Raw genomic sequence first — 12,535 nt, 5'->3', positions numbered from 1 at the left:
CGCCACCCGCCTCCGCCCGTCACCGTCCCGGTGGGGTGCGGCGGTTGTGGGTGCCGGGCGTGCAGCCGAAGGAGCGGCGGAAGACGTCGATGAAGGCGCTGGCGGAGGACCAGCCGCAGCGGTGCGCGACGGTCGTGACGGGTGTGTCCTCGGCGAGCAGACGCAGCGCGTGATAGAGGCGTGACTGGGTGCGCCACTGCGGGAAGGTCATGCCGAACTCGCGGCGGAAGAGCCGGCTCAGTGTGCGCTCGCCCGCTCCGGTCGCGGCGCCGAGGGCGGCGAGCGTGCGCGGATCGGCGGGGTCGGCGTGGACGAGGGCGCAGACCGCGGCCAGCCGCGGGTCGGCCGGGGTGGGCAGGCGCAGGGGCTGCTGCGGCGAGGCGCGCAGTTGGTCGCGCAGCACCGCGAGCATGCGGCGCCGCTCGGGGGTGTCGTCGTCGGGGTCGCGGGTGTAGGCGAGGATCAGCTCGCGCAGGAGCGGGCCGACGGCGAGGACGGTGGGGGTGTCCAGGCCGAGCGGGTTGTCATCGGCGGGCAGGCCGACCAGATGCAGGTCGAGATGGCCGTGGGCGCGATGGGCGTGCGCGGTGCCGGCCGGGACCCAGATGGCGCGGTTGCCGGGGGCGAACCAGGTGCCGGCGTCGGTGGTGACGGCGAGGACGCCGGAGCCCGCGTAGACGATCTGGTGGTCGTCGTGCCGGTGGGCGTCGATGCGTTCCCCGGCGGCGAGGATCTGGGCTCGGGTGGGGGCCGTGGGGGTGTGGCGGATGTTCGTCACAAGTAGGCAGTTTATCGAAAGCGGGCCAGGCGCGGGTACGGCGACGATCGCCGGGTGTCTACGAAACCCACCCGTGCCATCACCCTGCTGTCCCTGGGCCACGCCTGTGTCGACGTCTATCAGGGCGCCGTGGCGGCCCTGGTCCCCTACTTCGTCGCCGAGCGCGCGTACGGCTATGCCGCCGCCTCCGGTGTCGTGCTGGCCGCGTCCTTGCTGTCGTCGCTGGTGCAGCCGCTGTTCGGGGCGCTGACCGACCGGTGGGCGATGCCGTGGTTGCTGCCGCTGAGCGCGCTGTTGGGCGGGGCCGGGGTGGCGGCGAGCGGCGTCATGGATTCCTACGCGCTCACGCTGGCGGTGGTGGCGGTGTCGGGCGTCGGTGTCGCCGCATATCACCCGGAGGCGGCCCGCGCGGCCCGCGCCGCGGCGCACGGCAGTCACACGGCGATGGGCTGGTTCTCCCTCGGCGGCAACGTCGGTTTCGCCCTCGCGCCGCTGCTGGTGGCGGCGGTGGTCGCCACCGGAGGGCTCGGCGCCTCTCCCCTGCTGGTCGTCCCGGCCGTCGTGGGGGCGGCCCTGTGTGCGGCAGCGGTGCGTTCGGCCGGGCGCCGCGGCGCGGCCGGTGGCGGGGGCAGGGGCAGGAGCGGCGGGGGCGCCGACGACTGGAGTTCGTTCCTGTGGCTGTCCGGTGCCGTCGTGTGCCGGTCGGTCGTGTTCGTCGGGCTGAGCGCGTTCGTCTCGCTGTACGTCCGGGAGCGAACCGGTGGCGGGGCGGGGGCCGGTACGGCCGCGCTGTGCGTGCTCTACGTGGGCGGCGCGGTGGGGACCGTGGCCGGGGGCCGGCTCGCCCAGCGGTACGGGCGGCTCACGGTCGTGCGTCACGCGTATGTGCTGACGGTGCTCGCGGTGGCCGGGGTGGTCCTCGTGCCCGGCCCGCCGGTGTATCTGTTCGTGGCCCTGACGTCGGCCGGCCTGTACGTGCCGTTCTCGCTGCACATCACCCTCGGTCAGGACTACCTGCCCGGGCGGGTGGGCACGGCGAGCGGTGTGACGCTGGGGCTGACGGTGAGCGTGGGCGGTCTCGCCGCCCCGGCGATCGGCGCACTGGCCGACGCCACGTCCCTGCGGACGGCGCTCGCACCCCTCGTCGTACTGCCGCTCCTGGGCCGGCTGCTGCTGTGCGGGCTGCGGGAGCCGACACCGCCCGGACAGGAAGCCCCGGCCCTCGGCACGTCAGGACAGCGCCCTCGCACGACGTCCGCGTGATCACCGCGGGGCGGTCCTCTCACGGGCCGTACCCGCCACGCCGCCAACTCGTCGTGACAGCCCGTCGGTCGGAGCCGCTACGGGCCGCGTCGCCGTACGCGGAGCCGTGGACGCGGAGCCGTGGACACGGGCCGCCGTTCAGGGGAAATCGGGGACCGGGGTGCGTGGCGGGGGGCGGGGGCGTCGACAACTGACCCGTGAGCCTGCCGCTGATCCCTCCCATGCTCGCCACGCCCGGCACCCTGCCGCCCGCCGCGCAGGACGCGCGCTGGGCGTACGAGACCAAGCAGGACGGCCAGCGCGCGGTGGTCTATCTGGAGGGGGACGGCAGTCTGCTGCTGCGCGCGCGTTCCGGCGAGGACATCACGGCCGCCTATCCCGAACTACGGCCGCTCGGCGGCGCGCTCGGCACCACGCCCGCCGTGCTGGACGGGGAGATCCTGGCCCTGGACGAGCAGGGGCGCGCCGACTTCCAGTTGCTCCAGTCCCGTATGGGCCTGGCCCACGCCCCGGCGCGGGCCGCACGGATGGCGGCCCGCACGCCCGTGCATCTGGTGCTGTTCGACGTGATGCATCTCGCGGGCGACTCCCTCGTCGCCCTGCCCTACAGCCGGCGCCGCGGACGCCTGGAGGAACTGGGTCTCGCCGGGCCGTACTGGTCGACGCCGTCCGCACTGGTCGGACACGGCGCCGATGCCCTTCGGGCGACACGTGAGCACGGGCTGGAAGGGCTCCTGTGCAAAAGGCTGGACTCGGTGTACGAGCCGGGCGTGCGCTCCCGCGCGTGGATCAAGATCCGCAACATGGTCAGTGAGGACGTCGTCGTCGGCGGCTGGCTGCCCGGCAAGGGCCGGCTCACGGGCCTCCCCGGCGCGGTACTGGTCGGTCAGCGCGCCGCGGGGCAGCTGCGGTACGTGGGCAGCGTCGGCACCGGCTGGAGCGAGGCCGAGCGGACCCGTCTGGCCGAACTGCTGCGCGCGTCCGCCACGGACGTCTGCCCCTTCGACCCCGTCCCCCGCGTGGCCGGTGCGCACTGGGTGCTGCCCCGGCTGGTCGGGGAGGTCCGCTACAGCGTCCGCACCCGGTCCGGGCTGCTGCGCCAGCCGTCCTGGCTGCGGCTGCGGCCCGATCTGGCGCCCGAGGAGTCGGCGGCCGACCTGCCGGACGAGGGTCTGTGACGGCATCGGCCACCCATGTGACGGGGCGTCGGCCACAGGTATTGCGCTGATCGTCACCAGCGGTACGTCCGTGGCTCTTGGCACGGCAGGGAAAAGCCTGGATCCTGAACTGCCTTTCCCCCCATGCCCGTTGGGCTGCGCCCGAATCAGGAGGAGGACGCAGTGTCGTCCCAGACGTCCCGCACGCACCGCAGAAGATGGCTCACCGGGCTGGCCGGCGCCGCCGCGCTCGTCGTCGCCTTCCCCGGCACCGCCTTCGCCGCCCCGCCCGGCGCGTTGCCCGCCAACGCCGAGGCGGGCGAGAGGACTTACCAGCCGGCCTACGACTACGACACCGACGGCTGCTACTCGACCCCGGCGATCGGCCCGGACGGCACCGTCAACGGCGGGCTCAAGCCGACGGGTGCGCTCAACGGCAGCTGCCGGGACGCCTCGGACCTGGACAACACCAACGGCTACTCGCGCTACAAGTGCAACAACGGCTGGTGCGCCTATATGTACGACCTGTACTTCGAGAAGGACCAGGCGCTGCCCGGCACCGGCATAGGTGGGCACCGGCACGACTGGGAGCACGTCGTGGTGTGGGTGCAGAACGAGCAGGTGCGGTACGTCTCCACGTCCAATCACGGCTCGTACACCGTGCACGCCTCGTCCTCGGTCCGCTTCGAAGGCACGCACCCGAAGATCGTCTACCACAAGGACGGCATCCGCACGCACTGCTTCCGCCTCGCCAACTCCAATGACGAGCCGCCCGAGAACCACGAGCGCACCTGGCAGTATCCGACGCTGGTCGGCTGGAACGGCTACCCGGCGGGTGTGCGCGACAAGCTGGTCGCCCACGACTTCGGCAGCGCCCACTTCGGTCTGAAGGACGGAAGTTTCCCGGGCAACCTGGCCTCCGCCAAGCCGTCGGGCATCGCCTTCGACCCGTACGCCTGATCCAACCCCCGCTCGGGCTCCGGTCCTAGGCCGTGCGGACATGGCCTAGGACCGCGGGGCACCTCACGGTTCCGCCCCGGGCCCGATCCGGTGGACGTGCGATGTCCCCAGCGTCGACGTTGCTGGGGGGCGCGCTGCTCCCGGCGGTCGGGGTGCGGGGCGCGTTCCTGGTCGGGGGGCTGCTCACCGTGGGCGCGCTGGCCGTGCTGTCCTGGCCGGTGCGCACGGGCGCCGGCGAGCGGGCAGCAATCGGGCCGTACCGTACGGACGCCGGGTTGTGAAGGTCTATCGTGTCCGCATGTCCGTCCCTGAACTGATCCGTATCGTCTCCCGCGACTCCCCGATGGCGCTCGCCCAGGTGGAGCGCGTTCGCGCCGGGTTGGCGGCCCTGCACCCCGGGGTCCGCACCGAGGTGGTGCCGGTGAAGACGACCGGTGACAAGTGGATGGGCGATCTGGCCCAGGTCGAGGGCAAGGGTGCGTTCACCAAGGAGGTCGACGCGGCGCTGGTGGCGGGCGAGGCCGATCTCGCCGTGCACTGCGTCAAGGACATCCCCGCCGACCGGCCGCTGCCCGCGGGGACGACGTTCGCCGCGTTCCTGAAGCGGGACGACATCCGGGACGCTCTCGTCCACCCCGGCGGGCTGACCCTGGACGAGCTGCCGGACGGCACCCGGATCGGTACGTCCTCGGTCCGCCGCGTCGCCCAGCTGGCCGCCACCCACCCGCACCTGGAGTGCGTACCCTTCCGTGGCAACGCCAACCGGCGGCTGGAGAAGCTGGCGGCCGGGGCGGCGGACGCGCTGCTGCTCGCGGTGTCCGGCCTCGAACGGATCGGACGCCAGGACGTGATCAGCGAGGTCCTCTCCCCCGAGACGATGATGCCGCCGATCGGCGCGGGCATCCTCGCCCTGCAGTGCCGGGAGGGCGACAGCGAGCTCATCGACGTGGTCAGCGGCCTCGGCGACCCCGACACCCACCGGGAAGCCACCGCGGAGCGGATGTTCCTGCATGTCCTTCAGGGACACTGCAACAGCCCGATCGCCGGATACGCCCGCGTGGACCGCAGCGGCGAACTGTCCCTGCGGGCCTGTGTCTTCACCCCCGACGGCAAGACGCGGCTCAACGCCCACGAGTGGGCGGGCCGCCTGGACCCCGCCACGCTCGGCACATCGGTGGCCGTGGCGCTGCTGCGGCAGGGGGCCCGGGAGATCATCGACGGCATCCCGCACTAGACCGGCGCCCGCCGGGGCGGTGTGTCAGGCGGTGCCCTCTTCGGCCTGCTCGCGCAGGAAGTTGCTCACCTGGAGGGCGAGGCCGTCGCGCAGGGTGGCGGCCTGGGCGCCGGCCGGGCCCTCCTGGAGGCCGAGGCCGCCGGACCACAGCCGGCGGTCGGCCCACTCCTCCTCGACCCGCAGCTGGATCTGTACGTCGACCTGGTTCAGGCTCGTCTCCGGGCCCGCGGCGTACAGCACGGCGGTGGCCCGGCGCAGCGGGTACACGTCGAAGCCCTCGATGAACTGCGAGTTGCGCCAGTCGATGAACGCCGCCTCACCGTCACGGCCGATGCGCACGTCGATCTGCCCGTCCTCGAGGTGGATGCCGAGGTGCCGCTCACCGCGGTTCTCGATGGTGACGCGCACCCGGAAGTACGCCAGCCCCTCGGCGGCGTCGTCGCGTCCACGCGGCGGCTCGGCGGCTTCCAGTCGGTGGACGCGGACACGCAGACCGGCATGCTCGTCGTACTCGTGCCAGTCCCCGACCACGTTCGGCTCGTACACAATCCACCTCTCGACCCAGAGAGCTGCTTCCTATCTTTGTGCTCAGTGCACTGTCAAATGAGCAGAATGCGCTGTGGCCAGCCCATTCGCCCCCTTGATCACCGATCAAGCCGTGGGCTGGCAGAATGCGCTTTCCATCGGCACGGCGGACCCTCGCCCACGTGCCGCACATCACGTTCCACCTCAAGATCAGCGAGCCGTTCGCAACCCCGCCCCGCAAACCCACCGAACCCACCAAATCCACCCACAGTCATGCGACAGTAACACGTAGTCGCATTCACGAAATCTGGTTCCTGTTCCGATTTACGGGGTATCGTGGGCTATGTGCTTCGGACAGGAGGCACTTCCGTGGAGCCGGCCCGCTCGGGCCCGGGTGTCCTCCTGGGTGGTCCGAGCCGCGCCTCCACGGTGTCTGCCCAGTCAGCACCTGCTGAGGGAGGTGCGCACCGGATGAGTGCCACCACCAGAACGAAGCAGCACCCCCACGACGACGCCCCTGACACCGCCGCGGCGTTCGCCCGGCTCGTGAAGCTGCCCGACGGGCCGCAGCGCAAAGCGCTCAAGGACGAACTGGTCCAGGTCTGGTTGCCCATGGCCGAGCGGATCGCCGTCCGGTTCAAGGGCCGCGGCGAGTCCCTGGAGGACCTGTACCAGGTCGCGGCCCTGGGGCTGGTCAAGGCCGTCGATCACTACGACCCGGCGCGCGGCCACGCCTTCGAGGCGTACGCGGTGCCCACCATCACCGGCGAGATCAAACGGCACTTCCGCGACCACATGTGGACGCTGCATGTGCCGCGCCGGGTCCAGGATCTGCGCAACCGGGTGCGGAGCTCGTCGAAGGAGCTGTCGCAGAGCGCCCCTGGGCGCACGCCCACCGTCGCCGAGATCGCCGAGCACGCGCATCTGACCGAGGCCGAGGTGCGCACCGGCATGGAGGCCCTGGAGTGCTTCTCCGCGCTGTCCCTGGAGGCGGAGATGCCCGGCACCGACGGCTATGCGCTGGGGGACGCCATCGGCGGCCCGGATCCGGCGTTCGACGTGGTCGTCGACCGCGTGGCCGTCAAGCCGTGCCTTCAGAAGCTGCCGGAGCGTGAGCGGACCATTCTCTACCTCCGCTTCTTCGGCGGCATGACCCAGAGCCGTATCGCACAGCAGCTCGGCATCTCGCAGATGCACGTCTCCCGGCTGCTGAGCGGCTGCTTCGCGCATCTACGCGAGGAACTGCTCGCCGAAGCCCGTTGACGGCGACAGGACGTCGAAAGGCGAAGGGGTGACCCGAGGAGCGGGTCACTCCTGAGCCGTTCCCGGAATCTGCGTCGGGCCATGACGCTCCAGGGCCTCCTGGAACTCGACGCGGATCTCGGGCGCCAGCTCCCCCTCCCGGCCCCAGACGAGGATCAGCTCCGCGACGTGACGGAGCTTGATGTTCGTGTGCTGGGAGACCTCTTTGAGCACCGCCCACCCCTGCTCGGGTGAGACGCGGCCCAGGGCGACGACCATCCCGATCGCCTGGTCGATCACGGCATGCGAGACCACCGCCGCCTTGAGCTGGTCGACCTGCTCCTCCAGCTCGAGGATCCGGTCGGTCTCGTCGGCGGGCTCGCCCGGTATCGGTGCCACGCCTCCATCCTCGTCCCTTCGTTGATCGTGTGCCAGTGAACGCGGGCCCCCGCCTCGGCCGTTTGGCCGCCACGCCGGGGGTACTCGGCAGGCTCCGGAGCGGATCCGGCTGGACACTGGGAGAAGACCGGTGACCGCCGGGCGGGCGAGACCAGGACGCGACTGTCATGAATCACGAAGCAAGATCCTCCAGGGGCACGGCCGAGGTCGTCTCCACCCACTCCGTGTTCGGAGCACCCTGCTGGGTGAGTCTGACCAGCCGCGATCTCGAGGCCACCCAGGCGTTCTACTCCGCCGTGCTGGGCTGGCGCTGGCGCCCGGCCAAGCTGGGGGACCGTTTCCGGGTCGCGCTCGCCGAGAGCGTGCCGGTCGCCGGGATCGGAGCGGTCGCCTCGATGTGGCAGATGGCCGTGGCCTGGACCCCCTATTTCGCCGTGCAGAGCGCGGACGACGCCGTGGCACGGGTGCAGGAGCGCGGCGGCACCGCGGCGGTCGGGCCGCTCTCGCTGCCTCCCGGGCGGGCGGCGCTGCTGGCCGACCGGGACGGGGCGACCTTCGGCGTGTGGGAGGGCGAGCTCATCTCCAACTGGGAGACCTGGCGTCGCGCCGCGCCGACCTTCATCCGTCTGCACACGCGGGACGCCTTCGACGCCGCCATGTTCTACGGCGAGGTCCTGGACTGGGCCTCGCAGCGCCCGGGGTGCTGCGAGGTGCGCTACGAAGGCGGCGAGGTCGTGCTGCGCAGCGGGGGCGACATCGTGGCGCGTATCGAGTCGGGGGCGTTGGAGGCCGCGCCCGACCCCACCATCCGGCCGCACTGGCAGGTGCACTTCGCCGTCGCGGACGTGGAGGGGTGTACGCGGGCCGCGGAGCTGCACGGCGGGAGCGTGCTGTCGAAGGGCAGTGACGAGGCCGTGCTGCGGGATCCGGACGGGGCGCAGTTCACGGTCACCTCGCGACGGGAGCGATAGCGGGAGAGGGCCAAGGGGCGCCGCGGCGCCCCTTGTCAGGGCGTCGCGCGCGAGGGCCTCGAGAGGACCACCAGGCTGCGGCGTTCGACCAGGAGGGCCGTGCCCGCCTTGTGTTCGGACTCGTCCGGGGGGCCCTGGGGTTCGGCCGTGTCGATCAGGGTCGTCCAGCGTTCGCCGTAGCCGGCATCCGGCAGCTGGAACTCGACCGGCTCCCAGTAGGCGTTGAGCAGCAGCAGGAACGAGTCGTCCACGACCGGCTCGCCGCACCAGTCGGGTTCCGCGATGGCGTCGCCGTTGAGGAAGACGGCGAGGGAGTGGGCGTCGGAGCGCTGCCAGTCCTCGTCGGTCATCTCGCGGCCGTCCGGCAGCAGCCACACCAGGTCGGGCAGCGGCTGGTCGGGGCGGGTCGCGGTCTCGCCCTTGAAGAAGCGGCGGCGGCGCAGCACGGGGTGGGCGGCGCGCAGCCCGATGACGTAGCGGGTGAAGTCCGCGAGGGCGCGCTGGTCGTGGGTGAGCCGCCAGTCGATCCAGGAGATCTCGTTGTCCTGGCAGTAGGCGTTGTTGTTGCCGCGCTGGGTGCGGCCGAGTTCGTCGCCGTGGCAGAGCATGGGGATGCCCTGGGACAGCAGCAGTGTGACGAGGAAGTTGCGCTGCTGGCGGGCGCGCAGGCGCAGGACGGCCGGATCCTGGGTCGCGCCCTCGGCGCCGCAGTTCCAGGACCGGTTGTGGCTCTCGCCGTCGTTGTTGTCCTCGCCGTTGGCCTCGTTGTGCTTGTCGTTGTACGAGACGAGGTCGTGCAGGGTGAACCCGTCGTGCGCGGTCACGAAGTTGACGCTGGCGCGCGGGCGCCGCCGGCTGTGCGCGTACAGGTCGGAGGACCCCGTCAGCCGGGAGGCGAACTCGCCGAGCGATTCGGGCTCACCGCGCCAGAAGTCCCGTACGGCGTCCCGGTACTTGCCGTTCCACTCCGACCACAGCGGCGGGAAGTTGCCGACCTGGTAGCCGCCCTCCCCCACGTCCCATGGCTCGGCGATCAGCTTGACGCGGCTGATCACCGGGTCCTGCTGGATCAGGTCGAAGAACGCCGAGAGCCGGTCCACCTCGTGGAACTGGCGGGCCAGGGTCGCCGCGAGGTCGAAGCGGAAGCCGTCGACATGCATCTCGGTGACCCAGTAGCGCAGCGAGTCCATGATCAGCTGGAGCACGTACGGGTGGCGCATCAGCAGGCTGTTGCCGGTGCCGGTGGTGTCGTAGTAGTGCGCCCAGTCCCCGTCGACCAGGCGGTAGTACGAGGCGTTGTCGATGCCGCGGAAGGAGAGGGTGGGGCCACGCTCGTTGCCCTCGGCGGTGTGGTTGTAGACGACGTCGAGGATCACCTCGAGGCCGGCCGCGTGCAGGGCCTTCACCATCGCCTTGAACTCGTTGACCTGCTCGCCGCGGGTGCCGTGGGCGGCGTAGGCGTTGTGCGGCGCGAAGAAGCCGATGGTGTTGTAGCCCCAGTAGTTGGACAGGCCCCGGTCGAGCAGGACGCCGTCCTGGACGTACTGGTGCACCGGCATCAGCTCGACGGCGGTCACCCCGAGGGACGTCAGATGCTCGACGATCGCGGGGTGCGCGAGTCCGGCGTAGGTGCCGCGCAGATGCGGCGGGACATCGGGGTGGGTACGGGTGAGGCCGCGTACGTGCGCCTCGTAGATGACGGTGTCGGCGTACGGCAGCCGGGGCGGCCGGTCCCCGCCCCAGTCGAAGGACGGGTCGGTCACCACGCCGAGCATGGTGTGCCCGGCGCTGTCGGCCTCGGACGGGGCACCGGGGGTGCGCTCGAACAAGGAGGCGTGGTTGTCCACCTGGCCGTCGATCGCCCGGCTGTACGGGTCGAGCAGCAGCTTCGCCGGATTGCACCGGTGGCCCAGGCCGGGGGCCCAGGGGCCGTGGACGCGGTAGCCGTAGCGCTGCCCCGGGCCCACGCCGGGCAGGTAGCCGTGCCAGACGAATCCGTCGACCTCGGTGAGGGGAACGGTGGTGTGCCGGTCCTTGTCGTCGACGAGGACCAGCTCGACACGTTCGGCGACCTCGCTGAACAGGGCGAAGTTGGTGCCCCGTCCGTCGAAGGCGGCGCCCAGCGGGTAGGGGTGCCCGCTCCACGCGGGCACCCCTGTGCTGCGGCGGCGTCGGGCGGTCACCGGGCCGCCTCCGGTACGCCGTCCGGGGAGGCCGCGGCGCCGGCCAGGGCCGTGACGGGCATCTCGCGCGGCACCCCGCGCGCCTCGCGCAGGCTGGGCGCGGGAGCTGCCGGCACCAGGGGCGCGCGCTCGCCGGCGCGGGCGCGCTGCGAGAACCAGATGACCTTGCTGCCGGTCTCGGTGGCACAGCAGCCCCAGCCGTCGCTCATGGCGGCGAGGTGCTGGAGGCAGGCGCGCAGCTCGTGGTCCGGACGCAGGCCGCGGTCGTTGTCTCCGATGGCGGTGATGAGGTGCTGGCCGTTCCACCACATCTCGATCGAGGTGAACTTCTCCCTCGCGTGCTCGTCGATGACCCGCAGCAGCATCTCGGCGCCGCGGCAGACGGGCTTCACAAGCGTCTCCAGGTCCCAGTACCTGAGGTGAGCGGCCAGAATTCGGCTGACCTGACCCACCCGTTCGGGGCTGACTTCCACATCGAGGTGGTAGTAGCAGGGCACTGCGGTCTTCACCGTCGTTACCTCCTCACCGCGAAAGCTCACGTTCCCCTCGCCCCTGCGGGACGGGTGCCCCGAGCACGGAGCGTGAGCACTGATCGCTTCTGAGTCACTCCAGGGTGAGTGCGGTACGCCATTCGTGCAACAGGAGCACACTCCTGGGGTAGTTGAATGTCCAACAGGACGGTGGGTGGTTGAGCATGCACCATGTGTGAAGACCTCGATGCCTGTAACGGAACCCGTGTGTGTGCGCGCACGGGTTTCCGCCCGACGGTCGGGAGACGGGTCATCGAGCAGCCCGGAAGGTGAACGGCGCCATGCTGCTACCGGCCAAAGCCGAAGTCGCCCGGCAACTGCGGCGATATCGGGCCTGGGAACGCGCCATGCTCGCGGCCCCGGCCGACCACTCGGTGCGCGCCCCTTTCGAGGACGCCGGCTACACCCTGTGCGTGCTGATGGGCAAGCGCTGCGCCCGTGAGGCCGCGGACGCCGCGGAACGCTATCTGCGCATCACCTTGGCGGCCTATCTCCGGGAACAGGACGAACGCCCGCATCTGAGCACCACCGCACGGCGGGGGCCGCCGCAGACAGGGCGATGGCGTTTCCTCGCCGGGAGGTGACAGCTCTCCGGCGCACGTTTCGAACCCTGGCCGGGCCTGGTGCCCGGCCCTCAGCACGGTGGAGGTGAACCATGGGCAGGACCAAGACCAGGACCAGGACGGGGACCGGCGCCGGAACCATCGGCCGCATCCCGGTACGGGACGTACAGCCGGCCGTGGCATGCGGCAGGCATCCGGCGAAGGCGGTGGCGGGCGAGACCTTCGAGGTCACCGCCACCGTGTTCCGCGAGGGCCATGACGCCGTGGCCGCCAATGTCGTGCTGACCGACCCGGACGGCCGCCCCGGCCCGTGGACGCCGATGCACGAACTGGCCGCGGGCAGCGACCGCTGGGGCGCCAGGGTGACGCCGCACTCGGTGGGCCACTGGACGTTCCATGTGGAGGCGTGGAGCGATCCGGTGGCCACCTGGCGTCATGCCGCTCGTATCAAGGTTCCGGCCGGCCTCGATGTCGGGCTGGTCCTGGAAGAGGGCGGCGAGTTGTACGAGCGCGCGGCGGCCCAGGTGCCCGAGGGGGCGGGCCGGGCCACGGTGCTGGCCGCGGCCGAGGCGTTGCGGGACGACTCGCTGCCGCCCGAGTCCCGGCTGGCGGCGGCCTTCGCGGCCAACGTGGAGGGGGTGCTGGGCCGGTACCCGTTGCGGGATCTGGTGACGTCGTCGGATCCGCTGCCGCTGCTGGTGGAACGCGAACGCGCCCTGTACGGCTCCTG

General features: G+C 71.6%; 14 protein-coding genes. 9 read left to right on the top strand and 5 right to left on the bottom strand.

All coding sequences use genetic code 11. From position 1 onward, the window contains the following. Positions 1–19: 19 nt before the first annotated feature. Complete coding sequence (locus tag ACHBTE_RS22580) at positions 20–778, bottom strand: AraC family transcriptional regulator (protein ID WP_394725831.1); 759 nt, start codon at positions 776–778, stop codon at positions 20–22. A 54-nt stretch (positions 779–832) separates the two neighbouring features. On the opposite strand from ACHBTE_RS22580, the gene ACHBTE_RS22575 reads away from it, so the two are divergent. The 5 genes from ACHBTE_RS22575 to hemC all read left to right on the top strand — a co-directional run bounded on the left by ACHBTE_RS22575 (position 833) and on the right by hemC (position 5,392). Beyond that, complete coding sequence (locus tag ACHBTE_RS22575) at positions 833–2,041, top strand: MFS transporter (protein WP_394725830.1); 1,209 nt, start codon at positions 833–835, stop codon at positions 2,039–2,041. A gap of 197 nt (positions 2,042–2,238) precedes the next feature. Next, complete coding sequence (locus ACHBTE_RS22570) at positions 2,239–3,219, top strand: ATP-dependent DNA ligase (protein ID WP_394725829.1); 981 nt, start codon at positions 2,239–2,241, stop codon at positions 3,217–3,219. Between the two features lie 162 nt (positions 3,220–3,381). After that, positions 3,382–4,158 (top strand): NPP1 family protein, encoded by a 777-nt coding sequence (locus ACHBTE_RS22565; RefSeq protein ID WP_394725828.1) that lies wholly within the window; start codon positions 3,382–3,384, stop codon positions 4,156–4,158. 101 nt (positions 4,159–4,259) lie between these two features. Further along, positions 4,260–4,439 (top strand): hypothetical protein, encoded by a 180-nt coding sequence (locus tag ACHBTE_RS22560; RefSeq protein ID WP_394725827.1) that lies wholly within the window; start codon positions 4,260–4,262, stop codon positions 4,437–4,439. A 17-nt stretch (positions 4,440–4,456) separates the two neighbouring features. Continuing rightward, a complete protein-coding gene (gene hemC, locus ACHBTE_RS22555) occupies positions 4,457–5,392 on the top strand; it encodes a hydroxymethylbilane synthase (protein WP_394725826.1) in 936 nt (311 codons plus the stop codon). A gap of 24 nt (positions 5,393–5,416) precedes the next feature. Here the strand turns inward: hemC and ACHBTE_RS22550 are convergent, their stop codons facing one another. After that, positions 5,417–5,938, bottom strand: coding sequence for a hypothetical protein (locus ACHBTE_RS22550; RefSeq protein WP_394725825.1), 522 nt, complete (start codon positions 5,936–5,938; stop codon positions 5,417–5,419). A 450-nt stretch (positions 5,939–6,388) separates the two neighbouring features. On the opposite strand from ACHBTE_RS22550, the gene ACHBTE_RS22545 reads away from it, so the two are divergent. Further along, a complete protein-coding gene (locus tag ACHBTE_RS22545; protein WP_394725824.1) occupies positions 6,389–7,180 on the top strand; it encodes an RNA polymerase sigma factor SigF in 792 nt (263 codons plus the stop codon). A 45-nt stretch (positions 7,181–7,225) separates the two neighbouring features. Here the strand turns inward: ACHBTE_RS22545 and ACHBTE_RS22540 are convergent, their stop codons facing one another. Beyond that, complete coding sequence (locus tag ACHBTE_RS22540) at positions 7,226–7,558, bottom strand: ANTAR domain-containing protein (protein WP_394725823.1); 333 nt, start codon at positions 7,556–7,558, stop codon at positions 7,226–7,228. Between the two features lie 167 nt (positions 7,559–7,725). Here ACHBTE_RS22540 and ACHBTE_RS22535 point away from each other — a divergent pair, with 167 nt between their 5' ends. Beyond that, the gene (locus ACHBTE_RS22535; RefSeq protein ID WP_394725822.1) at positions 7,726–8,529 is read left to right on the top strand and encodes a VOC family protein; all 804 of its coding nucleotides are present in this window, start codon (positions 7,726–7,728) and stop codon (positions 8,527–8,529) included. Positions 8,530–8,564: 35 nt separating this feature from the next. Here ACHBTE_RS22535 and glgX read toward each other — a convergent pair whose 3' ends face one another. Beyond that, on the bottom strand, positions 8,565–10,712 hold the full coding sequence (gene glgX / locus ACHBTE_RS22530; protein ID WP_394725821.1) for a glycogen debranching protein GlgX: 2,148 nt from the start codon (positions 10,710–10,712) through the stop codon (positions 8,565–8,567). After that, the gene (locus ACHBTE_RS22525; RefSeq protein WP_394725820.1) at positions 10,709–11,221 is read right to left on the bottom strand and encodes a pep a2; all 513 of its coding nucleotides are present in this window, start codon (positions 11,219–11,221) and stop codon (positions 10,709–10,711) included. Before ACHBTE_RS22525 ends, glgX begins: the two co-directional genes overlap by 4 nt. Before the next feature lie 302 nt (positions 11,222–11,523). On the opposite strand from ACHBTE_RS22525, the gene ACHBTE_RS22520 reads away from it, so the two are divergent. Further along, positions 11,524–11,826, top strand: coding sequence for a DUF5133 domain-containing protein (locus ACHBTE_RS22520; RefSeq protein WP_394725819.1), 303 nt, complete (start codon positions 11,524–11,526; stop codon positions 11,824–11,826). A gap of 71 nt (positions 11,827–11,897) precedes the next feature. Further along, the coding region (locus ACHBTE_RS22515; RefSeq protein WP_394725818.1) for a maltotransferase domain-containing protein at positions 11,898–12,535 on the top strand (638 nt) is incomplete at its 3' end.

This window comes from Streptomyces sp. M41, from assembly GCF_043673425.1.
GTDB lineage: Bacteria > Actinomycetota > Actinomycetes > Streptomycetales > Streptomycetaceae > Streptomyces.
Note: the sequence above shows the minus strand (reverse complement) of the source record. Positions and strands in the feature narration are given on the sequence as shown.

What these genes read in the sequence shown, in the direction of transcription:
- ACHBTE_RS22545 (WP_394725824.1), top strand. Translation starts at nt 6,389, where the DNA reads ATGAGTGCCACCACCAGAACGAAGCAGCACCCCCACGACGACGCCCCT.
- ACHBTE_RS22520 (WP_394725819.1), top strand. Translation starts at nt 11,524, where the DNA reads ATGCTGCTACCGGCCAAAGCCGAAGTCGCCCGGCAACTGCGGCGATAT.
- ACHBTE_RS22560 (WP_394725827.1), top strand. Translation starts at nt 4,260, where the DNA reads ATGTCCCCAGCGTCGACGTTGCTGGGGGGCGCGCTGCTCCCGGCGGTC.
- ACHBTE_RS22535 (WP_394725822.1), top strand. Translation starts at nt 7,726, where the DNA reads ATGAATCACGAAGCAAGATCCTCCAGGGGCACGGCCGAGGTCGTCTCC.
- hemC (WP_394725826.1), top strand. Translation starts at nt 4,457, where the DNA reads ATGTCCGTCCCTGAACTGATCCGTATCGTCTCCCGCGACTCCCCGATG.